Source organism: Salinispora mooreana (assembly GCF_000379065.1).
In the GTDB taxonomy this organism is placed as follows: domain Bacteria; phylum Actinomycetota; class Actinomycetes; order Mycobacteriales; family Micromonosporaceae; genus Micromonospora; species Micromonospora mooreana.
On sequence record NZ_KB900615.1, the window covers coordinates 51,647 to 78,337 of the forward strand.

Genomic DNA, 26,691 nt, shown 5'->3' on the forward strand with positions numbered 1-26,691 from the left:
TTGAAAGGACACATGTTGCATCACGTTCTGGACCTCGTTGGGGTGTTGGGGGCGGTGCCGGATCCGGCTCCTCAGGCACCACCGAATGTCGACGAACCGGTGTCCACGCTGATCTCGTACCTGAAGTGGGGTGTGCTGCTGGTCATCCTCGCCGCGGGCCTGGTCGGTGCCGGTGCTATCGCCGGCGGCCGGGTGTTCAGCCACCACGGCGCCAGCAAGATCGGCATCGGCATCCTGTTGAGCGCCCTGGGTGGCGCGGTGGTGTACGTGTCGATCTTCGCGATCATCACCTCGATCACCGGATGAGCGCCGCCCCGCAGGCTCCCGGCCGAACGCGGGCACTGCTGGTGCTCGGCGTCGTGGCCGTGATGCTCCTGGTGCTGTGCGCCGGCGTCGTCGTGGTCATCCGCACCACGATGAACGGCGACGGTGACGCTCCGCGTGCCTCTACCTCGGCTCCTGCCAGCACACCGGACGGCAGCGCCCCGCCGGCCGGGGAGAGCGAGTCGCAGGCTCGCCGCGACGAGATCGCGGCGGAGCCGATGATGCAGCTACCGGAGTCCGCGGCGCAGCCTCAGCCGCTGGTCGCCGACACGGCCGGCCCGCCGATCGTCGTGCCAGCGCCCACCGGCGCTGTCGTGCCCGGTGGCCCCCCGGCTGCCTCCGGATTTCCGAAGACACCGGAGGGCGCGCTGGGCCAGCTGGCCGCGATCGATGAGGCGGCGATGTCCACCACCGACATGGCACGGGTGCGGGAGGTCTACGCCTGGGCCGCGATGCCCGGCGCCGTCCCTGAGGTCGAGTGGTCACCGGCAGTCGGTGTGCGGGCGCTGATCTCCAGTCTGGGCGGCACTGAGGACGCCCGCACGGCGCGGGCGAGCTACGCGGTTGTGCAGGGGCAGATCAAGGGCACCGACGGACCGGATTTCGCTGTGGTGTGCGTGCTGGGTGAGTTGACCGTCTCAGCCGCCACCTCGGCTCGGGCCGGCGTCGCAGATTGCCAGCGCATGGTGTGGCATGACGGCCGGTGGCGCATCGGCCCCGGCGGGCAACCGGCGTACCCGCCGCACGCGTGGCCGGGCAGCGCGGACGCCGTGCGCGGCGGCTGGAAGGAGCTCATCCGTGCTTAGGGCACCGATCCCAGAAATCCCCATCCCCAACCCGATCGAGCCGATCCTCGACGGGCTCGGTGACGCGGCCACCAATGCGGCAGGTCAGGCGTTCGACGCGGCGATGAGGGCCATCTGGGACTTCGCGTCAGAGCTGCTCGGTGGTGCGCTCGGCATCATCGACACGTACATGTCCCCGAACGTCGAGCTGGTCTCCGGAATCATGCCGGTCGCTGGCGGTGTGGGTGCCACCGTGCTGGTGGTCATGGCCTGGGTACAGACAGCCCGGGGCGTCATGAGCGGCGGCCGTGGCTTCGCCCGGCTGTTCATCGGCCTGGCCCAGTACACCGTGGCCAGCATCGCCGGGCTGGGCATGCTGGGCATGGCGGTGAAGGCCAGCGACGCGATCTCCCACGAGATCCTGTCCACCGGCCTGGGAGTCGACAGCTGGCAGGGCATCAACGGCCACAACTCGATCCTGGAAAACGCGGTCAACGGGGTCTCCGGCGTGGGGCTGGGACTCATCGCGCTGCTGTGCATCATCCCGGCCGCGCTGGGGTTCCTGATCGAGGCGCTGGCCCGCAACGCCGCGATTGTGCTCCTGGCCGCGACGATCCCGATCGTCGCGGCCGGGCTCATCAGCGACGCGACCCGCAAATGGTTCTGGACCGCGCTGCGCTGGGCGTTCGCCCTGCTGATGATGACGCCGGCCATCGCCCTGGCCGTCGTGATCGGCATGAAACTCGCGGAAGCCGCCGCGGGCGCGGACGGACAGCAGCAGGGTGCGGTCGAGGCCGCGGTGGCCGCCACAGTCGCCGGCATGGTGCTGATCGTGGCGCTGTGCACCCCGATCGCCCTGTTCAAGATGTTCGCCTTTGTCGATCCGAACTCGGCGTCAGGGGCCGCGCTGCGCAACTTCTTCTCCGACGTCGCCACCGGCGGCGGCGGTGGCGGTAGCTCGGCCGGTAGCAGTGAGGGCAGCGCCGAGTCCGCCGGAGAGTCGCGCTTTGAGGCGGCGTGGGCGGCCATGAGCCCCACCCAGTGGGGCGCCACCGCCGGCAACATCGCCGCCGGCGCCAGCGGCATCCTCGACGCCGTCGGCGCCGGGCACCCGGGCCGGCCGGACTCCAGCCGAGACAACAGCACGACAGTGAACTCCGAGCTCGGCGACGCTGATGACAGCGATGACGACGACTCCACCTCCGTCGACACCGCGCCCGGAGGCGACAGCGGCGGAAGTTCGCCCGCATCCTCGCAACCTGCGCCGGCCAACCCGACGCCGAACCCGACGAAGCCCGCGGACGCCATCCCCACACCGGCATCTGACGGCGACGAGAAAACCGGCAAAAGCAGCGCGGCCGAACGTAAAGCGGTGGCCGAAGAAGCCGGCGAGGCGGCGGCGGTGGCGCTATGACCACGACCGGTGCACCACGCACGTACAGCGGCTGGACCAGAGAGTCGTTCGGCTGGTTCATGGGGCTGCGCACCTGGCAGCTGCTGCTGGTGATGCTGACCGTTTTCCCGCTGCTACTCGCCGTCGGCAACGGCCGGTGGATGCTGTTCGCCCAGCTGCTACCGCTGGTCCTGGTGGCGCTCGCGCTGGTGGTCGTGCCCGTACGCGGGCGGCCCGCGGTGCGCTGGCTCACCGATGTGGTGCTGTTCGCAGCAGGCAGGGCCACGGGGTGGTCTCGGTGGCGGTCTCAGGCGGCCACCGGCGCCGCTACCCCGCAGGACCTGGACACGGTGGACCTCCCCGGAGTGTTGGCCGGGCTGCGGCTGCATGACGGACCGCCATACGGCTCGCTGCTGCAGCGCATCTGCGTCATCCAGGACCCGCGGGCAGGCCAGTGGACGGCGGTAGCCCGCATCACCCACCCGGGCCTGGGTGACCTCGACGAACAAACCCGGTCCCGCTACGCCGACCAACTCGGCGGGATGCTCGCCGCCGCCGCCCGCGGCGAACAGGTGTCCCGGGTCAGCATCATGATCCGCACCGTGCCCGACGACGGCGCGCACCGCGCGGCGTGGATGGCCGACCACGTCTCTGCCACCGCTCCCGCGCTGGTGCAGCAGATCAGCGCCCAGCTGGAACAAGCCGTGGTCTCGGCGGCCGTCCGACACGAGGTGTTCGTCACGATCAGCATCTCCGAGACGCGCGTGCGTGGGCAGGCCCGACAGGCCGGAGGCGGCGCTGAGGGCCGGGCCCGGGTGCTGTACCGGCACCTGCAAGAGATGGAGGGGCACCTGCGGGGCATGGGGGCGACCGCTGTGCAGTGGCTGCACACCGAAGACGTCGCCGACGCGATCCGCACCGGCTACAACCCGGCCGACGCCGCCGTACTCGAACAGGCCCGACAGGAACACCGGCGGGGCCGGCCCACAGTCACCGGTGTGGCGGTGGGCGCTGCAGGCCCGGCCAACGCGCCGGCCCCACCCGCCCGGTCATACGTCCACGACGCCTTCACCACCGTCTCGTTCGCCCTGCTGCTGCCCCAGCTACCCGCCCGGGTCGGCGCGTTGGCGGGCATCCTGGCCCCATCGGCCCCCGGAGAGCGACGGTGCGTCGCGCTGCACTACGAGCCGCTGAACCCCGACAAGTCCGCACGGCAGGTTGAGCAGGAGATCTGGCGCAGCGAGATCGCCGCGGACGTGCGTCAGCGCCGCGGGTTCCGTGTCGGGCGTCAGCAGCACCGGCGCCAGGCCGAAGCCGCCGCGCACGAGCAGCAGATCGTCGCCGGGCACACCATGGTGCGCGTCGCCGGCGCCGCGTCCGTGACCGTGCCATCGACGTGGCCGGTCGAAGACCACGCCGCCCGCCTGGAGGCAACCGCCCGCAGCTGCTTCTTCCGGCTGCTGCGCCTGGACCTGGCGCAGGACACCGGGTTCACCGCCGCGACCCTGCCCCTGGGCATCGGCCTACCCGACCGGGAGATGTGATGACACGCAACACCGGGCGCAGCCTGGCCGACCTGGTCACAGATCACGGCGGACAACTGCCCGCCCCAGCACCAGCGCCAGCGGGCATCGACCGCACCCGGGAGTCACGGCTGCTGCGCCCCGACGCCCCCCGGCGAGGACGACGCCGCAAGGGCCACGGATGGGCACCAGTCCCAGCGCCCCTGGCCGTCTACCGGGCCTCCAGCGCGGAAATCGGCGGCATCTTCCCCTTCGTCACCAGCAACGGTCTGCCGCCCACCGGCGCCCTCATCGGCTACGACGCGCTGACCGGGGGCGGCTTCTACTGCAACCCGGTCGGCTGGGTCCTGGACCAGATCGTCAGCAACCCCAACCTGATCTTCTTCGGTAAACCCGGCCAAGGAAAATCCACCGCAGTCAAGCTCTTCCTACTGCGGTCCATGCTGTTCGGTGCGCGCACCCTGATCGCCGGTGACGTCAAAGCCGAATACGAGGTGCTGTGCCGGGCGGTCGGCGTCGAACCGATCTCCCTGGGGTTGGGGCTCACCGCCCGGATCAACCCGCTCGACCTTGGTCCCCTGGGCGCCGGATGGACAGCCCTCCCCGCGGCCGAACGCACGTCCCGCGCCGCGCTGATCTTCGCCCGATGGGTGGTGCTCCTCAAAGCGCTTATCGGCGCCCGCGGAGTCGAGGTGAGCCCCGCCGACGAACACGCCCTGGCCACTGTCCTCGCCGACAGGTCCGGCTGGGCAAACGGCGACGGTCGTCTGCGCACCGTGACGATCCCCGAGATCCACGACGCGCTCGCCCGGCCGACTCCGGAGCTGGCCCACGCCTGCCGGTACGCCTCCCAACAGCACATGATCGACGAAACACGTCAGGCCACTGACGCGCTCGGCGCGCTGGTCCGCGGCGCGCTGGCCGGACTGTTCGACGCCGAAACCACCATCGACCTGGACTGGAACGCGCCGATCCAGTCACTGTCACTCAAACGGCTCACCGACCTCGGCGACGAGGCCATCGGAGTCGCGCTGGCCTGCACCAACTCGTGGGCCAGAGCCATGACCGACCTACGACAACCAGGCCAGATCACCATCGTGGTGCGTGATGAGGTGTGGCGACAGATGCGCCTGGGCATCGGCGCCGTACAGAGCCTTGACGCTGACCTGCGGCTGTCCCGCAACGACGGCGAAGTCCAACTCGTCGTGGCGCACAAGCCCTCTGACCTGCTGTCAGTCGGCGCAGCCGGCTCTCAAGAGGTCGCCATCGCCAGGGACATGATGGCCCTGTGCGACACCAAGGTCATGTTCGCGCAGGACCCTGGCATCGCCGAGGAACTGTCGGAGCTGGTGGGCCTGGGCGACATCGCCCGCGACTGGGTCTCCGGCTGGGCCCGCCAACGCGTCGGCCGCGCCGTGTGGCGAGTCGGCGACCGGCTCTGCAAGGTCACCACCGTCCGCACCGCGTCGGAGGAAGAGTTGACCTACACCAACACGGCGCTGGTAGCGACCTCATGACACGGCGCGCGTGGTGGTGGCTGATCCCGGCGCTGGTCGTATGGCTGGCCGTGCCCATGACCATCATCATGATCGCGGCCACCACCGCCAGCGCCGGCCAAAACTGCGGCCCCGGTGGCACAGCCACCACCGTCGAAGACGTCGACCTGTCCGCCGAACAGCTCGCCAACGCGCAACTCATCGTCGGCGTCGTGCGGCAACAGCAACTCCCCGCCCGCGCCGCGGTCATCGCGTTAGCGACCGCCATGCAGGAGAGCACCTTGCGGAACCTGCCCCACCTCGGGGGCAACAACGACCACGACTCAATCGGCCTGTTCCAGCAGCGAATATCGATCTACGGTGCGGCCACCGCCGGCGACCCGGTCAAGTCGACGACGGCGTTCCTCGCCAAGCTGGTCACGCAGGACAACTGGCAGACCCGGCCGTTAACCGACGTCGCGGCCGACGTGCAGATTCCCCGAGCCGACCTACGCGGTGAGTACGCCCAATGGGAAACCCTCGCCCACGCCCTCACCGAACGGTTCTGGCCGGGAGCAGCGGCGGTCATGGTGTGCTCCGGCGGAGCTGGCGACCCGGCCCTCACCGCTGGCGGCGGTATCCCCGACGGCTACCAACTCCCGAACAACGCCCAACAGCACGCAGCGGTAGGCTTCGCCCTCGCCCAGCTCGGTGAGCCCTACGTCTTCGGCGCCAACGGGCCGGACACCTGGGACTGCTCCTCCCTGATGCAACAGGCATGGGCCGCCGCCGGCGTGGCCATCCCCCGAGTCACCTACAACCAGGTCGACACAGGCGTCGCCGTCCCGGGCCTGGCAGCCATCCAACCCGGCGACCTGATCTTCATCCCCGGCAGCCTCGGCACCCCCTCAACACCACGACATGTGGGTATGTACATCGGGGTTGGCGGAGACGGCAAGCACTACCTCGTGCAGGCGCCCAGCAGCGGCGACGTTGTAAAGGTGACAGCGGTGTCATCGTGGGCATCGCAGATCGTCGCGATACGCCGCCCAGTCACAGCCCAGTAGCCACACGCCCGAAACCCACCATGGCGGCCGGGCACGGAGGCATCAGGGGCAAGGTGACCCGGACCGCAGCGCCGCCAGGCGCGAGGACCGGAAGCACCGCGGCAGCACCTGAGGGCTTGTGCCACGACCGTCACGGCCGGCTACAGCGGCAAGGAGCGGGGTGGGCAACCCTCACGTACACTGAACCTGTGTCCAGGGCAGGCAGGAGCGGCTAACCCCTTGAGCCGCCACACGCGCCACTAGGCGATCGCCTAGCCGAACCTGCCCAAAATCAAAACACCAAGGTCGCCCCCAACCGGACTGTCGCCTGCGGAGGAGCATCAGGCGAAGACGGTACGCCGGGAAGCACCGCAAAAAGGTGGATCACCTGAGCAACCTCATCCGGCTATCGCTTCTGACTACTGGACAGATGGCACTGGGAGTCCTCGGGAATATGGCCTACGACCTGCTGAAGTCACTGTTCAGCATGGGCTAGTGAAGGTCATCACCCGGCGGGCGCGGCCCCGTTGCCCTTGAGCGCGGATGTTGACCGACCGCTGGTACGCAAGAGCGAGTACCGCCAGCGGCGGGAACCAGCCGGCGGGGCAAACCGGTAGGCGGGAAAGCAACATTTCGGCTCGTCGTTGTTGCAGGGGTAGCAGAGCAGCCCACGGACCAAGTCGGTGTCGTGATCGTGGTCGATGACGCGAGGGGTAGCGCGGCGGCAGATCGCGCACACGCCGCGCTGCTCGGCGAAGAGAACTCCCCAGACGTACCAACGCGGCGGACGGTCGTCGGGCCATGTCTGCAGTGGCCCGGGATTGTGCCGTACGGCCTCCGCGGCTGGCCACACGGTGCGGTTACGGCACCGCTGCGTGACCGGTACGGCCAGGAGCGGGACCGGCTGCCCCTGTAACGGCAGGCCCCGTTGATAGTGACAGCGCGCCTGACCGGTGCGCGAGTCCCGCAGGTGGTAGCGGCCGTCGACGCCCACCGCAGCAGTCGGCGAATCGGCTGGCCATGCCCCCAAGTGTGGACACATCTGCTCGGTCGCGAGCGGCGGAAAAGGGTCAAAATCGCACCGCTGCTGCTGTGACAATTGTGGATCTTGATCGCTGGCTGAAACGACACTGGCGATCACGACCCCGTCACGAAGCAGTTGCACGACAACACCGTCGCTGGCCAGGCGAACCGCAGCCGCTAACGCTGCTGGATCGTCGGCGGGTACCTGATGGGTCACCACGAATCCCCTCACCGCCACCGACACCTCTCAGCGATACACGATCCTGATCGCCGGCACCGCTGGTCGACTTCAAAGGCCAGGCGGAGCGGTACGCCCCCGCGCGGACGGTACCCGGCTGGGGCTAGGGCTGCTCGACTGTGCGGGGCTGATGCCGATTCCACCTAAGCGGCCCGGCTCGCCTGCTCCCACCGCCCCGCACTCGACTGCGATGCGTCAATGTCACTGCCTTCTGCGATGCTTTCTCTCGTCTGGTGTGGAGCGTGGGCGGATCGGGGTGGTGCCACGGTGATGGGGCGATCTCACGCGCTGTCCGGGGCGGTGGTGTGGCTGTGTGGGTGTGCGGGGGCCGCGGTGTGGGGTGCCCAGCCTGCGGCGGGGACGGTTGTGGTGGGTGCGGCGGTTGCTGCGGGTGCCGCGTTGCTGCCAGATATTGATCATCCGGGGTCGGTTGTTGCTCGGTCGTTGGGTCCGGTGACGCGTGTGATCGCCCGGGGGACGGCGGCGGGGGCTGCAGCGTTGCGGCGCTCGTCTTGTGGTTGTTGTGCGGGTCGGGGTGGGCATCGGGCGGTGACTCACACGCTGGTGTTCGCGGTGGCCGCCGGCCTGGTGGTGTCGCTGGTGTGCTGGCTGGGGGGAGATGTGGCCGCGGCGGTTGTCGCCGGGTTGTCGGCGGCGTTGGCGGCGCGTGGGTTGCTGCGCCGGCGTGCGCGGGGGATGTTCGGTGCGGCGGGGGTGGGGCTGCTTGTCGGGGTGATGGCGGCGGCGCTGCCGGGCCCTGGGGGTGGTTGGTGGTGGCTGGGTGTGCCGTTGGGGTTGGGTTGCCTGACTCATTCCCTCGGCGACGCGTTGACGCACTCGCGGGTTCCGCTGTTGTGGCCGATTCGGGTACGGGGCTGCCGGTGGGCGGCGTTGGGTATGTGGGCGCCGTTACGGTTTCGCACCGGGTCGGCGGTGGAGCTGCTGCTGGTAGTGCCGGCGCTCGTGCTCGCGGGCGGGTTCAGCACATGGATGCTGGCGACCGCGTAGGCAGCCGGAGGGTTCCCGCTCGGTGGGGTCTTGTCACCGCACCGTGGTATCGATGAGCGTCTGCTAGTAGTGGCGAGATCACGGAGCTGTCATGCCCTTCGTCAAGGCACACAAGCGAGGCGGGAAGCCGGTCCGCGGCTACTACCGCCTGAACTCGATCTGGAACTTCTGGTTCGGGCTGATCCTGATGCTGCTGTTCTTCGCCTACGTCAGCAAGCACCAATAGCGGCCCTACGCCGGGGCGTCTGTACGAAACTTCACCTCCGGCCGGACCCGTGCAGCCCGGCGGCAGCGGCCCTGGAGCAAGCGGGGGCATCAGCGTAAGCACTGGGCCCAGTCGACGTGAAGCGCAGCTCAGCGGCGCTGATCACGTGATCGACGCGCTGCCGCGGCGCTAGATGTACCAGTGGCCGGCACTTCGAACCCAGTAGAAATAAATACTTGCTAGTTAGCTACTATTTTCGAGGGACGCCGCTACCAACTGGCAACGACGTCCCCTGCATTTAGCTCTTACGTGAGTTGCTGCTCACGTTGAGCAACAGGATCAGCACGAGGAGTCCAACCCCCAGGTTGGGCTCCTCGTTGCTGGTCAGTGCCTCAAAGGCAGAGACCAGCTCACAGGCCACGCCAAGCTCTACAGCTAAGGCGATCTTGCGCTTTTCCTGTTCCTCGGGTGATTCCACCATCGACCCCTTCCCTCGGCTACCTCGCTACGGAAGCCCAAAAGGCCCCCCGCGATCCTGCGGGCCCGCCGTGGCATCGAGTCGGGAGATCAGACGGTCGAATACACCGGATCCACACAGTACCGGACGCCCAGAACTGGTTGTCCGATGGTCGATGGCTGAGCATCCGGCGGCCCGCAGGCGTCAGCCCTCGGCTGGCCAGCTCCAACTGCGCCTGTAGGTCGGTGCCCAATAACAAACAACCCGCGAAACTTGGTCTTGACTGATTAGTTCCGTGCAAACGGGCCTACGGCGATCGCCGTAGGCCCGTTATCGTTGCTTTGGTCTGACGAGCAGGGGATCGAACCGGGGCCGATCAGGCGGTGTCGTCGTCCTGGTGGTCGACGACGTCACCGAGCGTCGCGGCGAGCCCGGGCACGCTCTAGCGCCCGGTACACCGTCTGGCGCGACACCTCGAACAGCTCGGCCAGCTCGGCAACGGTGTGCTCCCCCGCAGCGTGCAGCTTGAGTAGATGCGCCTGCCGTGGGGCCGACAGCTTCGGTGCCCGGCCCTTGAGTTTGCCCTTGGCCCGGGCGATGGCCATGCCCTCCCGGGTCCGCATCCGTAGTAGATCGACCTCAAACTCGGCGAAGGTGGCCAAGATGTTGAAAAACATCTTGCCCATCGGGTCAGTCGGGTCGTAGACCATCGTGCCCAGCTGCAGCCGGATGCGGCGCGCGGCGAGGGAGTCACCGATCTGCCGGGCGTCCGGCACGGACCGAGCGAGCCGGTCCAGCTTCGGTACAACGAGCGTGTCACCGGGCCGCACGGCGGCGAGGGCCTGGTCCAGGCCGGGCCGGGCGCGGCTGGTGCCGGAGTACGCACGGTCAAGGTAGATCCGTTCGGCCGGCACCCCGAGGTCGAGCAGGATCTGGCGGTTGGCCTCCAAGTCCTGCTTGTCGGTCGAGCAGCGGGCGTATCCGATCAGCACAGCGGTCACGGGCCGCAGCGTAACGGATAGCCCCCCATCACCGGACAAACCACCGGACACCCTATCTGAGACAGTCTTCGTCGCTGGTGGACGCGTGCCGTCGGTACTGCCGGCGGGTGTCCGTTGAGGGTTCGCCCAACGGACACCCTCGTTGCTGCGCTGACCGAGCGGGCGCGTTGCGCCGCGCTCTGGCTCAGCGGTGGTCGACCCGGCTCACCGGGCGGGGCCGGTCACCCGGCTCACCGCTCTGGCGCCCCGCCTCCCTCGCGTCGATGACCGCGGCGTCGAACGCCGTGTCGTTCTTGCGTGCGTTGGACAGGGCGTCGTACGACCATCCGGTAGCGGCAACAGCTTCCATGATCGTGAGCCCGCTGCGTAGGTGCTGAAGTACGGCCTCACGGTCCTCAGGACCAAATCGGCGGGCTGGTGTGGCGTACTGACGGGACGGGGATCCTTGGATGGCAGCCGAGTGTGCCTGCGTGCAGATGTCCTCCCGGCAGCCGAGGGCGTAGCCGACCGTGCCGCAGTCTTGCGGGCAGTGGAGCTGACGCACCGGACGCAGCGGCGGGATCAGGCCGCCCTCTTGGGAGGCCTGGACCAGCGCGGCGTCGTACTCGGGGTGACTACGGCGAGCACCGCCCAGTCGGTGCGGGCTGACCCCAGCCGTCTCGCACGCCACCGTGAGCGAGGTGCCACCACGGACCGCAGTAAGGATCTGCTGCAAGGCGGGCTCGTCGATGGATTTGCGCCCCACCGCGCCAGCTGCCGCCCGTCGAGCCGCACTGTAGGGCGCAACGGCGATGGTGCAGGCAGTTTTGCGGCAGCCGTACTTGTAGCCCTGGTAGGAGCCGCAGTGACGGCCGGGGCATGTCCACCGCCCCCGGTCCGACTTGTCATCCTGCTTTGCGCAGCGCTGGATGTGACTGTGCACAGCCTGCCGGGTCAAGCCAAGGGCCTGGCCGATGACCGCCAGCGTCCATCCAGCATCGTTTGCCGCCCGAAGGGCACCCGCAAATTCGGGGCTGCGCTCGGCGTGCAGACTCCGCAGCTCAGCCGCAAGACCAGCCGGTAGTGCCTCCGGCGGGCGGTTGCGGCTCAGCCACGCCAGGGCATGCTGCCGGTCATAGTAGGCAACGGGTGCCCTTCGGGCGGCCCGCACGTAACCGGCGGGCTGGAACACCTGACGATAGGCCCTGATCTGAGCTTGGACGCTACCCACTTGCAGGCCAAGCTGCGCAGCTAGCATCTTGACGGTAGCCATACCGTCAGGGACGGCTTCAACGCCCGGAAGGCGTCGCGCCCATGCTGCGTCGACCTCCGTGAGGCGATACCGCGCGGGTCGGCGGTCGTTGACTGCCCGGATGCCGGAGCGCTCCCTCAACCACTCGTAGACTTTGGACTGATGTACGCCGTAGCGTGCGGCGAGCTGGGAGACGGTGGCGGTGCGTTCTGTGGTCACTGGCCTTCCCTTGCATACTCGGCGAGCAGGCGGGTTACGACAACGGCGAACCGCTCACCGCGCTTCTTGGCGGCCTCCCGGGCGGCGTCCTGCACGTCTTGGGGGACACGAATGTTCAGGGGCGGGGTTGTTCCGGTGGTCTTGGGTCGACCACGGCGCTTCGGCTCCGGCATCAGTACTCGTCACCCTCCCGGCGGATCGCCCGCTCGTCGTAGCCGGCACGAACGTGGGTAATCCACTCGGCGGGGATCTCGTCCCGCACGGCCGGGTAGCCCTCGGCGACGGTGGTCATCACGTCGTCGTGCACGTCGGCCGGGACATCGACGCGGAGCAAATGAAACGCCTGGTGCTCGTGCCAGAGCCAGTCCGCCTCGGTACGTCCCCGTGGCGTGTCCGCAAAGAGGCAGACCACGTCGCCGTCGAACCCGTCGGGGGCATCGTCGCCCCACTTCCACGCGGGCGCGTTGCCGGCCCGGGCCAGGGAGTCACGGCAGACCAGCGGACCGCCGTTGTAGCTGGCGTCGGCGATGTGCCAGTAGGTAACGGTGGTGGCGGTCGTCTGCGTCATAGAATTAGTGTACGACACAAACTCTAATAGTGCACGACAAAAATGCACCCGCGGCATGGATTCACCTCGCAGCCCCCAACGACGCCGACTTGCAACACGGGCCCTTCAGTCCGACGGTCCTCAGCGTCCCGGCGCCGCTGATGGCCCGGTTCGAGCGGGCACGGCGCAGCTCAGCCAGCAACACCGAGCTCGTCCTTGATGCGCTCCGCGCGCACCGTCGAGCTGCCGTACCTCGGCCCTACGATCCGGGCCATGAGCACTCGGCGACGGGCGGTACGTAGGCCGCAGCCGCCCGAGGATCCGATGGCCGTCAGGTTCGGCAAAGCTTGCGCCGAATGCGGTCGCCACTGGATCCCGAGTGGGCGCAAGGGCAGCGAGCTTAAAACGCTGTGCGCTCGTTGTAGCGACAGGGCCCACGCGGCCAGAGCCTCCGCGATCAGGGCAGCACGGCTCGCCGCCGCCCGGGATACACCGCTGGCGGTAACCGCCAAAGAGCGACACGACCTCGCTACCGGGCCCTGCACCTACTGCGGTGCGCCTTCCCTTCAGGCAGACCACATCCGTCCGATCAGCCGCGGCGGCCTCGACATCGCCGACAACCTCACCCCCGCCTGCGATGACTGCAACAACGACAAGCGCGCGAAGCTGCTCGACCAGTGGTGCCCCTCGCGGACTGCGTACGCCGCCTCCCGCTCACCCAAGGTCGCGGCGGAACTTCTTCGCCTCCACGGGCTTAGCCAATTTCGGCCCTGATCTGCGCCACCGTCTCTGGGGGCAGCACGTCCGTCAGGGTCGCCACCTCGCCATCGAGGCGGCCGGCCTCATCGGCTGGGGCTACCAGGAGGTACACATCCGGGTCGGCTTCGCCCAGACCGTGAGCCTCGGCCCAGTCCAGGACCCGGACCGGGATGTCCACACCGACCAGTTGCGGGTCGGCCGCAGCTGCGAACGGCGAATCGCCACGCATGACGTACCAGATGACCAGCGTGCCCTCGTAGTCGGGCGCGGCAAGGCGCAACAGCGCTTCCCCCACGGACGGGCCGACACCGACCGCAACGGTCGCGCCGGTCACCGCCACGGCCGTGGCACAGTAGTCCTCCCCGGCGTCCTCGCCGTCAGGGTCGTGCTCAAGGATGATCCGGTGGCCGGCGGCCAGCAGCGTCTCGACCGGGAGCCGGTCCGCCGGGGTCGGCCGATGGAGCAGCACGGTGGCGTCGACGATTGCGGCGACCGGCTTCCGGTGCCGGGTGAGTACCTGAGTCCTGGCGTGACTCTCGTAGATCACGTCGCCGAGCTTGGCGCGGGCCTCCGATAGCGGCCACATCGGCATCCAAGCCACCGGCTCGGCCACCTCGGCCATCGGCACCAGCGCGGCCCATTCCCGGCCGCCGCGGGTGATCAGGGTGACCGTGCCGGCCTCGGCCGACGCCACCAGTTCGGCCCACCGGGACCGCGCGTTTTCCAGGGGCACAGGCGGACCGAGGCGGTCCACGAGGGAACGGAACACAGGCGGAACGTTGCTAGCATCATCCATACCAAAAGCGTAAGGCATCTTGCAGATAGATCGCAAGGTGCCTTACAAATTTACCGGACCATAGACCCGGCGAGGCCCCGCCCGCCGCCAGCCGGGGTCCTTGGGCTCAGGAGCCGGAGTCGGCGCAGTAGCGTGCCGGCCGTCAGCGTGCGTCGCTGCGCCGAATCTGCTCGATCTGCTGGTCGATGAGGTAGATCGCTGGCAGGGTGTGCCTCTGCTGACGCTCGTTGCGTTCGGTCCATGCGGTCAGCGCTACCGGAGTGCATGCCTTGGCGGTCATGTTCTCTCCTGATCATCTGCCGAAGGTGCGCCGCAAAGCAGAGGTAGCCGGCGATGGTGTATGCCGAAACCCGGCGAGGTGGCCGACCGCTGTGGTCGTATCGGCTGGTCTTGTGCGATTGACTAGGCCCGGCCATCCATCTTAGGCGCGCAGCCTGCCGTTCAATTCCCTCTCTGCCTTACCGATCGCTGGATAATTTGCCCGTGTTGTGCAGCGCCTACCACAGCGGTGCTTGCCAGGCTTTCTGCCACGGTCAGGATCGCTAACAGAGCGGTGAGTCGCTGCAGGTAGAGCGGGCATCTGAGATGCCACTAACGTTGTCGTGTACGGTCTGTTCTGCGATACGTGACACCAGCTTGGACACAAGGGTTTGCACTACCTGGTATCCAATGTTGTGTACACCTACTTGTCCCATGGCGTTCGCCCTCTATGTCACACCGTTGTGGACAACATCGTTTGCCACTACGTTAACTGTGGTGCTGACAATATAACTTGTCGAGTGATGAGGCTTGTCGTGCGCTCTATAGTGCGCGGTATTGCGAGGGATGTCGTGCGCGATAACGCACATGCGCTTTGTCGCGCCCCCGTGCGCGTGTTGGCTGGCAATGCTGCTGGTCAGCTTGGGTGTGACGTTCGGCGCGTGGCGTCGCGCGATGGGCCTCGCGAGTGATAGGCACACGGCCGAAGGACGCAACCCTGCGCCGATGAGAGAAGGCAGACCAATGACGTTCGGGCAGATGCTGGGTGTTGATCCCGACCTAGCGGCGGCGATGGAGCGATGGCGCCGACTACGGCCGCTCCTCGGCCGTGTGTTGGCGGTGCTGAACGGAAAGGGTGGCCAGGGCAAAACGTCGGTCAGCGCCAACCTCGGGGGCCTGCTGGCGCTGGCGGCGGAGCAGGCAAACTCGCGGCGTCGGGTGCTTCTAGTTGACTGCGACCCGCAGGGGAACCTCGGTCTGGACCTCGGCTATCTCAAGCCGGAGGACGTCCCCATCGACGGACGGCTGCCGGAGGGCGTGCAGGTAGGCGACGACGGCAAGGGTTTGATGACGGCGCTGCAAGCGGGGACGGTGCCGCACCGGCTGCGCAACGTCCGCCCGTGGCTGGACGTCATTCCCGGTGGGTCGGCCTTGGACGAGGTCAACGGCATGATCTTCGGCAAGACGGCGCGTGGCCACGCTCACCAGGCACGCCTCGCGTTGGCGGAGGTTCTGGCGACGATCGCCGATGAGTACGACTGGATCATCATCGACTGCCCGCCGCGCGAGATCAACCTGCAGGACCTGGTCCTGGTCGCCAGCCGGGCCGCATTGGTTCCGGTGTCCTTCGATCAGGCCAGCCGGCAGGGTCTGTCCGGCGTCGCCGAGCGGTTCGGGCGGGCGACAACGATCAATGAGGAGCTGGAGTTGCTCGGGGTGGCCATGTTCGGGTTCCAGTACCGCGTCAACCGCAAGGGCGACGAGGTGGGACAGCGGCGGGAGGTACGACGCGAGCTGAAAGAAGACCTGCGGGCCGCCGGCACCGATGCCCTGGTATTCAACTCCGTCATCCGCTACATGCCGTCGGTCGCCAAGGCATGCCGCGATCGTGGCCAGCTCATGCACGAGCTGGAGCAGGTTGAGGGCCCGAAGTGGTGGGAGATCCGCGCCGGCACGGCGAAGGGCCGGCCGGTTCCCAGCAGCGAGGCAGGGAAGGTCGCCCAGGAGTACGAAGACCTCGCGGGCGAGGTCTTCACCCGGTTCAGCCAGTTGGGCGGTGAGCACAAGTGAGTGAGCAGGAAAGCGCCGACACCTACACCCCGCCAGCGCCGAAACTCCGCGGCTTCGGCGGCCGGGGGTCGTCCTTGGCAGGGTTGGTCAGCGCTGATCGCACTTCTGCGGTGTCGGCGCTGGCACCGACGACTAGCCCACACATGCCTGACGACACGGCACCAGCCAGCCCCGCCCCTGCCACCCGGACTGAGGCGGCCCACGCGGATCCACTGGCAGCCGAAGCCGGCAGCACCGAGGCTGTTCCGGCGCCGCCAGCGTCGGTGCCGTTGATGGACGAGACGTCAACGGGCCGTGCCCTGGCCACCGGAATGCCAGATCTGTCGGCGGACATGGACGACCCCGCCGCGCTGGCAGTCAGTCCGACGGTCCTCAGCGTCCCGGCGCCGCTGATGGCCCGGTTCGAGCGGGTACGGCGCAGCTCGACCAGCAACACCGAGCTCGTCCTTGATGCGCTCCGCGCGCACCTGACCGAACTGCCCCGCCTGGTCGCCGATGCCCGCCGGCCAGCCGTCGCCGACGCCAGCGAGCCGTTCCCGTGGCGCGCTTCCGCGCGCCGTACGGCGACTAAGGTCCGCCGGGTGCAGTTGCCGATCCGGCCCCTCGCCGGCGAACTGCAGGTCATCGACACCCTGGTCGGGTGGGTCCAAGAGCAGATCGGCGCGGGCCCTCGCTCCTTGGGCGGTCGCATCACCCGCTCCGAGGTAGTGGTAGCGGCTCTGAACGCCCACCTTCCAGCCGACCGGCCGCGAGGACGTCGACCAAAGCCGTAGCGCTGTATCCCGACGTCCGCCCGGCCGTGGGGCCAGGCGGGGGAGTGTCTGCGTTGTGGTCCGGCCTCGCGGCGCAGTAGGGCCTGTACCTGCTCGGCGGTGAGGCCGTCGAGCAGGTCGCCGTCCTGGACGGTCCAGTGCAGTGGTCGGCGGGCGTCGACATCGACCCGGGCCTCCCGCCCGTCGGGCAGTTGGTAGATCAACCACCCGGACACGTCCGCCCCTAGAACGGCGCCGGGCCTGGTGTTCGGTCCGCGCCCGGTGTGGGCGGCTCCTGGCCGACGTCGACCAGTTCCTGTGCCAGGTCTCGTTGCAGTATTTCGGGCCGGCCGTTGACGTGTGTGCAGCCGGGCCGTTCGCAGGTGAATCCACCGCCGGGCAGCCGGCGGTGGTGTCGGTCGTAGGCGCTAGTGGCGGTATTGTCGGTCATGGGTGACTCCTTCACCTCTCTGCTCCCGCAATCGATCGTCGGTCTACTCGCTTTCCATCACCGGGCCTGGCGTGACAGAAAGCGAGCGAGTCAGTAGTCCTGGCTGTCGTCGTCGAACAGGTGGCGGCGTCGGCCGGTTCGGGGCTGGTTGTTGGTGGCTCCGGCGAGTTGGTCGTCGATCCAGGCAAGTCCGCCGCGGTCGAGGATCTGCTGGGCGCGGGTGACCGCCACGTAGGCGAGCATTGCTTCTGCTTTGGGAACGCGGCCGGGTGTGCCGTTGTCGTTGGCGGCGGGCTGGCGGAAGTCGCCGCCGATTTGCACGGTGTCCCACTCGCGGCCCTTGGCTTTGTGGGCGGTACTGATGACCAGGTCGGCGTAGCGTTCGTCGGAGAGCCGGTCGGCGGCGTGGATGATCTCTGGTGCGCCGTAGTCGTCGATGAGCCGCACGAACACGGCTAAGTCTTTGCCGGCGTGGTCGTTGCGCGTGTACTCCTGCACCTCGGCCCAGGTGGCGAACGCGAACAGCTCCGGATGGTCGGTCTTCCTGCCGTGTTGCAGACGTTCGGCGGCCTCGGCGAGCCGGCGGATGGTCGCGCCGCCGCCGACGAGACCGGCTCGGTGGCCGTCGTCCATCGCGGACATCGCCTGGCCCATCGCCTCGGCGTTGGTGCGGCACAGGATCGCCTTCGGGTGTTCCAGGGGCTCGACGCGTGAGGCGAGAGTCGGGCTGCCGGTCAGTCGCAGTCTCGCGTTCAGCAGGGTCAACCATTTGTTGGCCTCATCGGCGACGGCCGGGCCGAAGCGCCAGGACCGCGACAGGCGCAGCCGCAGGTCGGCCGGCCAGTTCGACAGGGCGTCCACCGCGCCGCGCCAGCCGTAGATGGCCTGGTTCTCGTCGCCGACGGCGATCAGTTGGCACTGCTGGTCCTGCACCACGGAGGCGATCAGCGGGTCCGCGTCCTGCGCTTCGTCGAACAGGATGAAGTCGGCCGCGAGCTGGGGCCGACCCAGCGCCCACATCTTCAGGTAGTGGTCGTGGGTGAACTTGAGCCGCCCGTCGAGCCGGCGCAGGTCGGCCCAGGCGGCGATCGCGTACGGCAGGACATGTTCGGCCAGCGCTGCTGCGGCGGGCCCGTCGACCCCGTTGACCTGGGGTACGTGCCGGGTGTCGAGCTGCTCGTCGGCGGTGCGGCAGTAGGCGGCGACGGTTTCCATCGCGAGTCGGGCCAGCTGCGGCGCTTCGATGTTGCGTTCACGGGAGACGACGAACTCGGTGTCGATGCCCAGCAACGCCGCGCATTGGTGCGCGGGCAGCCGCGGTCCGTCCAGTCGCGCCTTGTACTGGTGGCCAATGGCCCTGAACGCCAGGCTGTGCGCGGTGGAGCAGCTCACGTGCTTCGGGAAGCTTTTCTTCGCGTCGGCGGCGATCGCCCGGTTGAACGCGACGTAGAGGCCGCGGCCACGCATCAGGGTGGCCGCCATCCGCAGCGTCGCTGTCTTTCCGGTGCCCGCGCCGGCCGAGATCGCCGCGCGTTGCCCGGCCACGCACGCGTCGATGATCGCCTGCTGTTCGCCGGTGGGCTTCAACCCACCGACCGTCGCCGTCATTCCTCGTGCCGGCACCGACACCGGCGGCGCCGGCGCATCCTGACCGTTTTCCGTTGCAGCCGTAGGCGTGACGGAAAACGGCAGGGTGTCCTGGGCGAGCGGATCAACGGCAGCCGCGGCCACCACGGGCTCCGGCGGCAGCACCGCGGCGCACAGCCGGGCGGCGTGCCGGCCCAGCTCGGCCAGGGTGTCGCCGTCGAGCAGTGACAGCCTCGTGCGGATCGCGGCCAGGTCGACCGCCCGCAACGCGGCCACAGCGGCGACCAGGTCCTCGCGGCGCTGGCCGTCGCTGGGCGCGTGCGCGGCCCGGAACGCCTGCGTGCGGCACGCCGGCGAGCAGTACCGCTTGCGCCGGCCCGGCAGGTTCGGCCGGACCTGGAAGTCGGCGCCGCAGTTCTCACACGGCACCCACTCCGGCGAGCCGGCGGCCACGGTAGCCCGTCCAGTTTTTTTCGTCACGGACTGCATCGTGACGAAAAAAGGTGGATGACGCAATGCCCCGCGCCGAGTAGGCCGCCCGTGTCTCGATGGTCCAGGCCGGACCGAGCCGGACACCCTGCCGTTTTCCGTCACGCCTAAGACTGCAACGGAAAACGGTCAGGATGCGCCGGTGCCGCCGGTGCCGGCACGAGGGACGGCACCGGCGACGGTCGGTGGGCGGCCTCGCGGCAGCAGGGCCTGCACCTGCTCGGCCAGTCGGCCAGTCGTTTCGGGGTGCGGATGGGGTTTGCGCTGTTCAATCGACTCGACGTACCTGGACGAAGCCCTCGGCGGTCAGGGTGTCCAGGCTGGCCACGGTGCGCTGGTGTTGGTTGCGCACGACGGAGTCCGGCACGGCGCGGCCCCACCGGCGGCCGGGCAGGGGACCGGGCCGCTGACGTTGCCGGTCCAGGCATCTATCCAGCGTGGTGTCGATCACCACGGCGATGGCGGGCATTTGATGACGGGCGGCGATCGCGAGCAGTTCGGCGCGCTCGGCCGCCACCCCGTTGGTTGCATCGACCACGGTGGTCAGCTGGCGAGACAGCCGGGCGTCAACGATCGCCAGGAGCAGGGCGACGGCGTCGGCGGTGGCGTCCTGGTCGTTCTCGTCATCGGCGACCACTTCCCGCAGGGCGCCCAGGCTGACCACCTGCGACGTGCGGTAGCGGGCGGCGGCCCACGTCGACTTGCCGGCACCGGCCGGGCCAACAAGCACCACCAGCTCCGGCCCGGCGGTCACTGCGGCTCACCCGACCGGTCGACGTGGGCCAGCTCGGCGTGGGCGGCGTCGAGCTGGGCCTGGAGCTGCTCGACGCGGGCCTCGGCGCGTTCGGCCCGGTCGGTCGCGGCGTGGGCGCCGGCCGCCATCTGGGCTGCCTGGGTCCGGGCGTCCTGGGTGGCCTGGTCGGCGGCGCGGCGTTCGGTGTGGAGCTGGTCGATCTGGCGGCGGGCGTCGGCCAGCGCGGCGCGTTCGGTGCGCAGGTCGTCGGCGGCTTGTCGGCGTGCCGTCTCGGACTCGGTGAGGGCGGCCCGCGCGGTGTCTCGCTCGGCGGCGGCGGTGGCGAGCTGTCCGCGCACGTCGGTCAGCTCGGCGCGGGCGGCGTCGCGCTCGGTGCTGGCGGTCTGGGCGGCGTGCTCGGCCGCGTCGGCGCGGGCGGTCGCGGTGGCGAGCTGCTCGCGCGCGCTGGCCAGCTCGGCGCGGATGGCGTCGCGGTCGGAGGTGGTGGCGGCGAGCTGGGCGGCGAGGTCGGCGCGGGCGCGGCCGGCGTCGGCCAGCGCGGTGTCGAGTCGGGCGACGTCGGCGCGGGCGGCGTCGCGTTCGGCGGTGACGGTGGCGGTGGCGGCCTCGGCGCGTTCGGCGCGGGTGGCCTCGGCGCGCAGGGCCTTGTCGCTGGCGCGCAGCTCTCCGGTGAGGGTTTTGGTTTCGGCGCGGGCGTCGCGCAGCTGTGCGCGTACGTCGTCGTGGCGCTCCTCAAGGGCGCGGCGGCGTTCGGCTTCCTTGGCGGCGGTGGCGGCGCGGGCCTCGGCCTCGGCCTCGGCGCGGCCCTGGGCCTGGCGGGCGTCGGCGACATCGCGGGCGGCGCGGGCTACCGCGTCCGCGGCGTCGCGTTCGACGGTCTGGGCGCGGGCAACGGCGGCGTGCCGCTCGGTGTGGGCGTGGGCCCGGTCCTGCTCGGCGTTGTGGGCTGCGGTGAGGGCCTGGTCCCGCTCGGCCTCAGCGGCCTGCGCGCGGGTCACGGCCGCGGCCATCGCCGTCTCGGCCTCCGCGATGCGAGCCAACGCACCGGCCTCGACGGCCTCGACGGCCGGCAGGACCGGCTCCAGCTGGGCCGTCAACGCGGTCAACGCTGGCGTCAGGTCAGCCACAGCTGACCGCCACGCGGTCAGGGGCGTGTCCAGACCGGTGGCCAGCTCCGCGGCCCGGTCCGCGGCGGCCATCTCCCGGCACGTCCGGTTGCCCGGCTGCCACCTCGTGTCATCCGGCGCGCAGAACTCCTTCGGCCGACCGAAACCGGCGTAGACCAGCGCCTTCTGGCACTCGCGGTAGCCACAGCGCCGCTCACGCGGACCGGACTCCGGCCCCGATTCACCCACATTCACCTCAACATCCATACCAACATCCTATACTATTACTTAAATGAAAGTGCAAAGACTTAGTTAGTTTCTGTAAGTCATATGTATTTGACCTTGAACCTTGACACGGGGCGAGTTCCGATAGAACCTGCCTTAAAGGGGCTCTCAGAGCTTCGTAGGAGGCTTTTGATCTCGCTCTGATTGGTTAAGTAAGGGCAGCGCGGGTGGTGGCGGGAAATTGGCGCTGAGCCTGCCGCGAGGTCCGGAAGGGGGTGGGGGCCCCTGGTTTTTAGCGGTCGAGGCCGCCGGCGGGCAGACCCGCGCCGCGGGCTGTGGGACGTCCGGCCAGTCGTTGTCCGACGTGGTGGCGTGGGCCGGCTGCGGTGGCGTGGGGTCTGGGGGTGCGGCGTTCATCGACCGCTACCGTGTGCGTTTGCAGTCCGCCCCCCGATGTTGAGGAGCGCAGTGGTGAGTAAGCCAAAGAAGCCGACTCGGCACCAGCAACGGCTGCACCAGCAGCGGAGCCTGGCAAGGCGTAAGGCAGATGCCGAGCTACGCGCCTCCGCGCTGGCCGACTTGGACGCGCCGGTGTGGGACGAGCTCGACGCTGACCTGCGGACGCTGATCGCAGCGGATCCGTTTCCGTGGAAGACGTCGGAGGACCTTGCCGACGCGATCGTTCACATCGGCGAGACCGCGAACCCCGCCGAGCTGGAGGCCCGGTTGGTGGCGGTCGGGCTTATGGACCTGTTACGGGCGGCGGACGATTCGAGCCCAGCGGTGATACGCGAGTTGCGGGCAGGTTTTCCTGCGGAAGCACTGACCAACACGAACACGTTCATCGCGGCGTGCGCCAAGGTAGCGGGGGTGCTGGAGACCCGCTGACCAGGGCCGAGCTTATCGGGCCTGGCGCTTGGGTACGTCCCGGTCACGGGGTCCGCTCTGGTAGGTGCCGGCACCGGGCTGAGCGACTTCGGGCCAGTTCTCGGCCTCGGCGGCGGCGATGGCGCGGGCGGTGGTGTGGTCGCCGCGGCCCGCGGCGCGTGCGGCGGCGAGGGCGGTGTGGCGGGCGGTGCCGGGTCCGGCACGTTCGGCCTGGCGGGCCTGTTCCCGGGCGGCCCAGTCGGCGCGAGTGGTGTTGCGGGCGGTGGTGGCCGCGGTGGCCTGGTCGACAAGGTCGCGCCGACGCGCGTCCTGCGCCGCCTGGCGGTGCGCGTCATGCCGGCGGGCGGGGTGTGGCGGCTCGTGCTCGCCGGTCAGCGCCGTGTCTAGTAGCGCTACCAGGTAGCCCAGCGGCCGTTCCGGGTCGGTCAGTAGTTCCCGGCCGCCGCGGGCGCGGTCGATCGTGTCGAGCATGGCCTCGATGGTCCAGGCCGGACCGAGCCGCGCCCCAATCGTGGCCGCCACCCGAGGCAGCGGTACCGCCTGCAGCCACGCCAGGGCCTGCTGGGCGGCCTGTGCCAGCGGGTACGCCCATCCATGCCACTCTGGACGGGGCCGCGGCCTCCGTGGCGACGCACACGTGCCCTGACGCGTCCTAGGACGCGCTACCCGATGTGCCCCACTACTTCCTCGTGTTGTTGAGCGCGAAGCGCCGCCTTCCCCCCGACTCGGATCCCCCGACGTGGAGTGAGTTTTCGTCGGAGGTTGAGCAAAACCCCGAGACAAGCAGGAACTTAAGTACTCACCTTGAGACGCCGAGCGGGGGGAGAAGAAATTCCCGGTCTCGATCTGGGCCGTGGCGATGGCCTCCACATCGGTTAGGAGGGTGTCGCGGGCTGCTGCGACGGCGTGGCGAAGCTGCGCGCGGCGGGCCAGCGCGGCATGGTCAACCACGCCGGCGGTACGGGCGATGAGGGCGTCGAGGTCGTCCTGCGCGGCGGCCAGCAGCACCAGGGCGTGCTGCACAAGGTCGTCGAGTACCAGCAGCGCCACCGGGATGTAGGGGGCGCGGACGGCCGGGTCACCGCGGTGCAGCGGGGCCAGGTCGAACTCGGCCCGGTCGTTGCACCGGCCCAGCTCGGTGCGCTCGGCCAGGCTCAGGCGCCGCCCGTGATGGGTACGCGTGGCCCAACCCAGCGCCTCGGCACGCGCCCAGCAGTCAGTGACAGTGCGAGTAGTACAGCCAGCCAGCTGCGCCGAGCGCTCCCGACCCGGCAGCGCTCGGCGGCCCGTGCGCCAGTCACTGTCGACCGCGAGGACGGCGGCGACCCGGGCCAGCCGCGACGGCCGGCCACGCCGGCACACCCGCGCCCCCGCCTCCCTAGACAACACGTCCGCCAGCAGCTCGACCGCGCGGCCACGGCCACCGCCGGCCGCGTACGCGGACACCGTTACCTGCAGCCGATCCACCCACCCGGCCAACTCCGCTACCCGCTGCTCGGCCTCAGCCCGCTGCGTGAGCTGCGCGAACCGCGCCTCGACAGCGGCGTCCTCCAACGCCTGGTCCCGCTCGAACGTCGCGCGCAGCTCGGCCAGCCACGAGTAGCCACACAGCCAACACGACGGCGACGGCTCCTCCGCGCCGCACGCCGCACACACCGGGGCCTCGTCAACGACAAGGGATGCCTCCAGGGCGGCCCGCCGCTCGGCCGCCACGCGGCGACGCTGCGCGGCTTCGGTACGGGTACGCCAACACGGAATGCACAGCGCATCCGAGCCCTCACCGTCACGCGGCAGGCCCTGCGTGTCCCTACCAGCGCTCGCACAGGACACGCATGGGGTCTGCAGACCGGTCGGGTGGGCAACCCGACGGCGCGCACCAGCCGGCACCGTGAGGCGGGTCTGCCCGGTGCCGGTGGTCTCCACCCACACCCGCGACCGGCCCATGTGCACGATGCACCGCGTCTGCCCTGGGGCAGCTAACACCGCCTGCCCGCGTGCAGCGCAGACCGGGCAGTGCCCAGACGCGGCCACCCGCTCCGCAGCCAGCGTGCCGCTCATCGCCCCACCACCACAGACACAGGCTCAGGGCGTGACGAAACAGCCGCAGCCTGCGCTGCGACATGGGGGAAGGGCTGGGGCAGATGCGCGCCGCCGTGACACGCAGAAAACGTGTTCGAAGACAAGAGTGCACCCAGCCCGAAGGTGGGTGCTATCGTTGCCTCCGAGCTTGTTGGAGCCTCAGACCCTGCTATCGCGGCCAAACGAAGATGGGGTTTGGGGCTCTCTTGCTGTCTGGAATTAGGGGTTGAGCTGAAGCGCTCCCTCAAAGTCTGATAACCCGGTGATCTTACGTCCACCCGCGCGCGGGATGCAGACCCAACACGCGCCGGTATATCAATATCCTGTATGGATCGGCCCCGCAACCAGGCACATATTGGTACAAGCCGGACATCGCTGTGCGGTAACGGGATCCACGCGTGGGCGACCCGCGGAAGCGGGCCGCCCGGCTGCGGATGGTGGATGCTCATTCGGCGGGCAGGTGGATGGTGTCGCAGTAGACGGCAACACCGGTGCCGTCGTGGTTGTACAGCTCGCCGTAGCGGTCGTCCGGGCCGTCCGCAGCGGCGAGTAGCCGCTGGGCCTGCTGACACGCGGCGTCCATCGTGATCGCCACGAAGTAGGCGACAGTCTGCGGGCTGTCGGGCTCAGGATCGGTGACGATGTCCAGGCGGTACTCATCGGTCGCGCCTGTGACGCCGGTGTCGAACGGCTGGTGGGTCATCATGGTCAGGCTCCTGTCATCTGTTGCGGATCAGGGCAGTGGCGGGTGGCCTCGGCTGGGATGCATGGAGGCCGCCCGCTGGTGGGATGGGGTTCAGACCGCGTCACCAAGCGCCGATCGCGGCGGCGACGGTCACGCCGGCTCCGAGGTAGCCGGCCAGCAGCAGGGGCACCGCCCGGCCGATCGCCCGGTACTTGTCGCGTACGGCCCGGGACAGCCAGCACAGTTCGCGGGCGCGGGCGAGGGCGATCAGCTCGTCGATGTCCTGGTGGTCGTCGCCCCAGCGGGCCAGGATCTCGTAGGCGTCGGTGTCGGCGTAGGCGAGTGGACCGTAGGCGCCGTCGAGGCGGGGCCGGCAGGCCAGCATGAGCAGCACCAGGGCGGCACCGACCAGGACGGCGGTTCCGGCCGCGGCGGTCAGGGTCAGGGGGCCGAGCCGGTCGCCGGTGCCGGCGAGTACGGCCAGGCCGGCACCGAGCAGCACTCCGGCGACCTGCAGAAAATGGCCCGCTTTCGGGTCGACGCGGGCCAGTTCCGCGCGCACGATGCCGATCTCAGCGTCCAGGTGGGGCACCATGGGTGGGCTCCTCTCGTCTGATGCGGATGTAGGGAGTGGCGGGCGGCCCCGGAGCTTGGAGGCGTGGGGCTGCCCGCGCGGCGGTAGGTCAGCGGTGGGTACCGGTGTGGGGGAACGCCAGCACGGTCGCGACGGCGCTGGCGCCGGCGCCGTCGTCGGTGGCAGGGCCGGCGGCTGGCTGGCCCTCGAGTGCGGTGAGCAGGTCGGGCAGCTCGTCCGGGGTGATGAGCACGTCACGGGCTTTGGAGCCCTCGGAGGGGCCGACCACGCGCAGCTGGTCGAGCTGGTCCATGAGGCGGCCGGCTTTGGCGAAGCCGATGCGCAGTTTGCGTTGCAGCATCGAGGTGGAGCCGAACTGCGCGGTGACGATCAGTGCGGCGGCCTCTCGCAGGAGGGCCCGCTCGTCGTCGTCGAGTCCGTCGACCACCGTGGCGTCCACGGCCGGGGCGATGGGGGTTTCGGTGGCGGCCGGCAGGGTGGCGGGGGCGTCGCCCTGGTCGCGCCAGTGCTCGGCAACGGCGGTGACCTCGGCGTCGGACACCCACGCACCCTGGATCCGGGTCGCGGTGCTGGCGCCCATGGGCAGGTACAGGCCGTCGCCTTTGCCGAGGAGTTTCTCCGCGCCGGGCTGGTCGAGGATGACCCGCGAGTCCGCCAGCGACGAGGTGGCGAAGGCGAGCCGGGACGGCACGTTTGCTTTGATCAGCCCGGTCACCACGTCCACGCTGGGGCGTTGGGTGGCCAGGACGAGGTGGATGCCGGCGGCGCGGGCGAGCTGGGTGATCCGCACGATGGAGTCCTCGACGTCGCGGGGGGCGACCATCATCAGGTCGGCCAGCTCGTCCACGACGACCAGCAGGTACGGGTACGGGCGTAGTTCCTGCTCGCTGCCGGCCGGGGCGGTGATCTGCCCGTTGCGGACCTTGCGGTTGAAGTCGTCGATGTGGCGCACGCCGTGGGCGGCCAGGTCGTCGTAGCGCTTGTCCATCTCGCGCACGACC

Annotated in this window: 28 protein-coding genes; 12 read left to right on the forward strand and 16 right to left on the reverse strand. The window is 69.5% G+C overall.

Features of this window, described 5'->3' with window-relative positions; translation table 11 throughout:
• Nucleotides 1–12: 12 nt before the first annotated feature.
• The 6 genes from SALPAC6_RS0124835 to SALPAC6_RS0124860 are packed head-to-tail and all read left to right on the forward strand — an operon-like array spanning nucleotide 13 to nucleotide 6,567.
• The gene (locus SALPAC6_RS0124835; RefSeq protein ID WP_018256001.1) at nucleotides 13–306 is read left to right on the forward strand and encodes a hypothetical protein; all 294 of its coding nucleotides are present in this window, start codon (nucleotides 13–15) and stop codon (nucleotides 304–306) included.
• The gene (locus SALPAC6_RS0124840; protein WP_018256002.1) at nucleotides 303–1,130 is read left to right on the forward strand and encodes a hypothetical protein; all 828 of its coding nucleotides are present in this window, start codon (nucleotides 303–305) and stop codon (nucleotides 1,128–1,130) included. The genes SALPAC6_RS0124835 and SALPAC6_RS0124840 overlap by 4 nt, the downstream gene beginning before the upstream one ends.
• On the forward strand, nucleotides 1,123–2,523 hold the full coding sequence (locus SALPAC6_RS0124845) for a type IV secretion system protein (RefSeq protein ID WP_018256003.1): 1,401 nt from the start codon (nucleotides 1,123–1,125) through the stop codon (nucleotides 2,521–2,523). The genes SALPAC6_RS0124840 and SALPAC6_RS0124845 overlap by 8 nt, the downstream gene beginning before the upstream one ends.
• Nucleotides 2,520–4,046 carry an SCO6880 family protein gene (locus SALPAC6_RS0124850; RefSeq protein ID WP_018256004.1) on the forward strand — a complete coding sequence of 509 codons (1,527 nt, stop codon included), beginning with the start codon at nucleotides 2,520–2,522 and terminating at the stop codon, nucleotides 4,044–4,046. Before SALPAC6_RS0124845 ends, SALPAC6_RS0124850 begins: the two co-directional genes overlap by 4 nt.
• Nucleotides 4,046–5,542 carry a hypothetical protein gene (locus tag SALPAC6_RS0124855; RefSeq protein WP_018256005.1) on the forward strand — a complete coding sequence of 499 codons (1,497 nt, stop codon included), beginning with the start codon at nucleotides 4,046–4,048 and terminating at the stop codon, nucleotides 5,540–5,542. The genes SALPAC6_RS0124850 and SALPAC6_RS0124855 overlap by 1 nt, the downstream gene beginning before the upstream one ends.
• Nucleotides 5,539–6,567 carry a C40 family peptidase gene (locus SALPAC6_RS0124860; protein WP_018256006.1) on the forward strand — a complete coding sequence of 343 codons (1,029 nt, stop codon included), beginning with the start codon at nucleotides 5,539–5,541 and terminating at the stop codon, nucleotides 6,565–6,567. Before SALPAC6_RS0124855 ends, SALPAC6_RS0124860 begins: the two co-directional genes overlap by 4 nt.
• Before the next feature lie 484 nt (nucleotides 6,568–7,051).
• Here the strand turns inward: SALPAC6_RS0124860 and SALPAC6_RS0124870 are convergent, their stop codons facing one another.
• Complete coding sequence (locus SALPAC6_RS0124870) at nucleotides 7,052–7,540, reverse strand: endonuclease domain-containing protein (RefSeq protein ID WP_018256008.1); 489 nt, start codon at nucleotides 7,538–7,540, stop codon at nucleotides 7,052–7,054.
• Nucleotides 7,541–8,005: 465 nt separating this feature from the next.
• Between SALPAC6_RS0124870 and SALPAC6_RS0124875 the strand changes: the two genes are divergently transcribed.
• Both SALPAC6_RS0124875 and SALPAC6_RS30905 read left to right on the forward strand, forming a co-directional pair.
• The gene (locus SALPAC6_RS0124875) at nucleotides 8,006–8,815 is read left to right on the forward strand and encodes a metal-dependent hydrolase (protein ID WP_026190067.1); all 810 of its coding nucleotides are present in this window, start codon (nucleotides 8,006–8,008) and stop codon (nucleotides 8,813–8,815) included.
• 91 nt (nucleotides 8,816–8,906) lie between these two features.
• Nucleotides 8,907–9,041, forward strand: a complete 135-nt coding sequence (locus tag SALPAC6_RS30905; protein WP_018223846.1) for a hypothetical protein — start codon at nucleotides 8,907–8,909, stop codon at nucleotides 9,039–9,041.
• A gap of 277 nt (nucleotides 9,042–9,318) precedes the next feature.
• Here SALPAC6_RS30905 and SALPAC6_RS0124885 read toward each other — a convergent pair whose 3' ends face one another.
• The 5 genes from SALPAC6_RS0124885 to SALPAC6_RS0124905 form a co-directional block, all read right to left on the reverse strand.
• Entirely contained in the window at nucleotides 9,319–9,498 is a 180-nt protein-coding gene (locus tag SALPAC6_RS0124885; protein WP_026190068.1) for a hypothetical protein, read from the reverse strand.
• A gap of 389 nt (nucleotides 9,499–9,887) precedes the next feature.
• A complete protein-coding gene (locus SALPAC6_RS0124890; RefSeq protein WP_018256011.1) occupies nucleotides 9,888–10,478 on the reverse strand; it encodes a recombinase family protein in 591 nt (196 codons plus the stop codon).
• 184 nt (nucleotides 10,479–10,662) lie between these two features.
• Entirely contained in the window at nucleotides 10,663–11,649 is a 987-nt protein-coding gene (locus tag SALPAC6_RS0124895; protein ID WP_223874372.1) for a DNA-binding protein, read from the reverse strand.
• A gap of 275 nt (nucleotides 11,650–11,924) precedes the next feature.
• Nucleotides 11,925–12,101, reverse strand: a complete 177-nt coding sequence (locus SALPAC6_RS29800; protein WP_018256013.1) for a hypothetical protein — start codon at nucleotides 12,099–12,101, stop codon at nucleotides 11,925–11,927.
• Nucleotides 12,101–12,496 carry a hypothetical protein gene (locus tag SALPAC6_RS0124905; protein WP_018256014.1) on the reverse strand — a complete coding sequence of 132 codons (396 nt, stop codon included), beginning with the start codon at nucleotides 12,494–12,496 and terminating at the stop codon, nucleotides 12,101–12,103. The genes SALPAC6_RS29800 and SALPAC6_RS0124905 overlap by 1 nt, the downstream gene beginning before the upstream one ends.
• A gap of 303 nt (nucleotides 12,497–12,799) precedes the next feature.
• Here SALPAC6_RS0124905 and SALPAC6_RS28615 point away from each other — a divergent pair, with 303 nt between their 5' ends.
• Nucleotides 12,800–13,249 carry an HNH endonuclease gene (locus tag SALPAC6_RS28615; protein ID WP_080636186.1) on the forward strand — a complete coding sequence of 150 codons (450 nt, stop codon included), beginning with the start codon at nucleotides 12,800–12,802 and terminating at the stop codon, nucleotides 13,247–13,249.
• Here SALPAC6_RS28615 and SALPAC6_RS0124915 read toward each other — a convergent pair.
• Nucleotides 13,230–14,003: a type II toxin-antitoxin system prevent-host-death family antitoxin gene (locus SALPAC6_RS0124915; protein ID WP_018256016.1), complete on the reverse strand. Its 774-nt coding sequence runs from the start codon at nucleotides 14,001–14,003 to the stop codon at nucleotides 13,230–13,232. The genes SALPAC6_RS28615 and SALPAC6_RS0124915 overlap by 20 nt on opposite strands.
• A gap of 169 nt (nucleotides 14,004–14,172) precedes the next feature.
• Nucleotides 14,173–14,310 (reverse strand): hypothetical protein, encoded by a 138-nt coding sequence (locus SALPAC6_RS29585; RefSeq protein ID WP_018256017.1) that lies wholly within the window; start codon nucleotides 14,308–14,310, stop codon nucleotides 14,173–14,175.
• A 722-nt stretch (nucleotides 14,311–15,032) separates the two neighbouring features.
• On the opposite strand from SALPAC6_RS29585, the gene SALPAC6_RS0124925 reads away from it, so the two are divergent.
• Both SALPAC6_RS0124925 and SALPAC6_RS0124930 read left to right on the forward strand, forming a co-directional pair.
• On the forward strand, nucleotides 15,033–16,079 hold the full coding sequence (locus SALPAC6_RS0124925; RefSeq protein ID WP_018256018.1) for a ParA family protein: 1,047 nt from the start codon (nucleotides 15,033–15,035) through the stop codon (nucleotides 16,077–16,079).
• Nucleotides 16,076–16,852, forward strand: coding sequence for a hypothetical protein (locus tag SALPAC6_RS0124930; protein ID WP_033666908.1), 777 nt, complete (start codon nucleotides 16,076–16,078; stop codon nucleotides 16,850–16,852). Before SALPAC6_RS0124925 ends, SALPAC6_RS0124930 begins: the two co-directional genes overlap by 4 nt.
• 223 nt (nucleotides 16,853–17,075) lie before the next feature.
• Here the strand turns inward: SALPAC6_RS0124930 and SALPAC6_RS0124935 are convergent, their stop codons facing one another.
• The 4 genes from SALPAC6_RS0124935 to SALPAC6_RS0124950 all read right to left on the reverse strand — a co-directional run bounded on the left by SALPAC6_RS0124935 (nucleotide 17,076) and on the right by SALPAC6_RS0124950 (nucleotide 21,485).
• Nucleotides 17,076–17,282, reverse strand: coding sequence for a hypothetical protein (locus SALPAC6_RS0124935; RefSeq protein WP_018256020.1), 207 nt, complete (start codon nucleotides 17,280–17,282; stop codon nucleotides 17,076–17,078).
• Between the two features lie 90 nt (nucleotides 17,283–17,372).
• Entirely contained in the window at nucleotides 17,373–19,349 is a 1,977-nt protein-coding gene (locus SALPAC6_RS26820) for a UvrD-helicase domain-containing protein (protein WP_223874349.1), read from the reverse strand.
• A gap of 277 nt (nucleotides 19,350–19,626) precedes the next feature.
• Nucleotides 19,627–20,112, reverse strand: a complete 486-nt coding sequence (locus tag SALPAC6_RS26825; protein ID WP_018256022.1) for an AAA family ATPase — start codon at nucleotides 20,110–20,112, stop codon at nucleotides 19,627–19,629.
• Nucleotides 20,109–21,485 (reverse strand): coiled-coil domain-containing protein, encoded by a 1,377-nt coding sequence (locus tag SALPAC6_RS0124950; RefSeq protein WP_018256023.1) that lies wholly within the window; start codon nucleotides 21,483–21,485, stop codon nucleotides 20,109–20,111. The genes SALPAC6_RS26825 and SALPAC6_RS0124950 overlap by 4 nt, the downstream gene beginning before the upstream one ends.
• 429 nt (nucleotides 21,486–21,914) lie before the next feature.
• On the opposite strand from SALPAC6_RS0124950, the gene SALPAC6_RS0124955 reads away from it, so the two are divergent.
• Nucleotides 21,915–22,331, forward strand: coding sequence for a hypothetical protein (locus SALPAC6_RS0124955; protein ID WP_018256024.1), 417 nt, complete (start codon nucleotides 21,915–21,917; stop codon nucleotides 22,329–22,331).
• 12 nt (nucleotides 22,332–22,343) lie between these two features.
• Here the strand turns inward: SALPAC6_RS0124955 and SALPAC6_RS30645 are convergent, their stop codons facing one another.
• From SALPAC6_RS30645 to SALPAC6_RS0124975, 4 genes are all read right to left on the reverse strand, one after another.
• Nucleotides 22,344–24,389 carry a hypothetical protein gene (locus tag SALPAC6_RS30645; RefSeq protein WP_223874476.1) on the reverse strand — a complete coding sequence of 682 codons (2,046 nt, stop codon included), beginning with the start codon at nucleotides 24,387–24,389 and terminating at the stop codon, nucleotides 22,344–22,346.
• A gap of 466 nt (nucleotides 24,390–24,855) precedes the next feature.
• Nucleotides 24,856–25,116: a hypothetical protein gene (locus tag SALPAC6_RS0124965; RefSeq protein WP_018256026.1), complete on the reverse strand. Its 261-nt coding sequence runs from the start codon at nucleotides 25,114–25,116 to the stop codon at nucleotides 24,856–24,858.
• Nucleotides 25,117–25,216: 100 nt separating this feature from the next.
• Nucleotides 25,217–25,690 (reverse strand): Pycsar system effector family protein, encoded by a 474-nt coding sequence (locus SALPAC6_RS0124970; protein ID WP_018256027.1) that lies wholly within the window; start codon nucleotides 25,688–25,690, stop codon nucleotides 25,217–25,219.
• Between the two features lie 88 nt (nucleotides 25,691–25,778).
• On the reverse strand, nucleotides 25,779–26,691 hold a 913-nt coding region (locus tag SALPAC6_RS0124975), incomplete at its 5' end, for an FtsK/SpoIIIE domain-containing protein (protein ID WP_018256028.1).

Bases quoted from the DNA above. Each gene is read 5' to 3' on its own strand.
- SALPAC6_RS0124835 (WP_018256001.1), top strand. From the start codon at position 13: ATGTTGCATCACGTTCTGGACCTCGTTGGGGTGTTGGGGGCGGTGCCG.
- SALPAC6_RS0124840 (WP_018256002.1), top strand. From the start codon at position 303: ATGAGCGCCGCCCCGCAGGCTCCCGGCCGAACGCGGGCACTGCTGGTG.
- SALPAC6_RS0124850 (WP_018256004.1), top strand. From the start codon at position 2,520: ATGACCACGACCGGTGCACCACGCACGTACAGCGGCTGGACCAGAGAG.
- SALPAC6_RS0124855 (WP_018256005.1), top strand. From the start codon at position 4,046: ATGACACGCAACACCGGGCGCAGCCTGGCCGACCTGGTCACAGATCAC.
- SALPAC6_RS0124860 (WP_018256006.1), top strand. From the start codon at position 5,539: ATGACACGGCGCGCGTGGTGGTGGCTGATCCCGGCGCTGGTCGTATGG.
- SALPAC6_RS0124875 (WP_026190067.1), top strand. From the start codon at position 8,006: ATGTCACTGCCTTCTGCGATGCTTTCTCTCGTCTGGTGTGGAGCGTGG.
- SALPAC6_RS30905 (WP_018223846.1), top strand. From the start codon at position 8,907: ATGCCCTTCGTCAAGGCACACAAGCGAGGCGGGAAGCCGGTCCGCGGC.
- SALPAC6_RS29800 (WP_018256013.1), bottom strand. From the start codon at position 12,101: ATGCCGGAGCCGAAGCGCCGTGGTCGACCCAAGACCACCGGAACAACC.
- SALPAC6_RS0124905 (WP_018256014.1), bottom strand. From the start codon at position 12,496: ATGACGCAGACGACCGCCACCACCGTTACCTACTGGCACATCGCCGAC.
- SALPAC6_RS28615 (WP_080636186.1), top strand. From the start codon at position 12,800: ATGGCCGTCAGGTTCGGCAAAGCTTGCGCCGAATGCGGTCGCCACTGG.
- SALPAC6_RS29585 (WP_018256017.1), bottom strand. From the start codon at position 14,310: ATGACCGCCAAGGCATGCACTCCGGTAGCGCTGACCGCATGGACCGAA.
- SALPAC6_RS0124925 (WP_018256018.1), top strand. From the start codon at position 15,033: ATGACGTTCGGGCAGATGCTGGGTGTTGATCCCGACCTAGCGGCGGCG.
- SALPAC6_RS0124935 (WP_018256020.1), bottom strand. From the start codon at position 17,282: ATGACCGACAATACCGCCACTAGCGCCTACGACCGACACCACCGCCGG.
- SALPAC6_RS0124950 (WP_018256023.1), bottom strand. From the start codon at position 21,485: ATGGATGTTGAGGTGAATGTGGGTGAATCGGGGCCGGAGTCCGGTCCG.
- SALPAC6_RS30645 (WP_223874476.1), bottom strand. From the start codon at position 24,389: ATGAGCGGCACGCTGGCTGCGGAGCGGGTGGCCGCGTCTGGGCACTGC.
- SALPAC6_RS0124965 (WP_018256026.1), bottom strand. From the start codon at position 25,116: ATGATGACCCACCAGCCGTTCGACACCGGCGTCACAGGCGCGACCGAT.
- SALPAC6_RS0124970 (WP_018256027.1), bottom strand. From the start codon at position 25,690: ATGGTGCCCCACCTGGACGCTGAGATCGGCATCGTGCGCGCGGAACTG.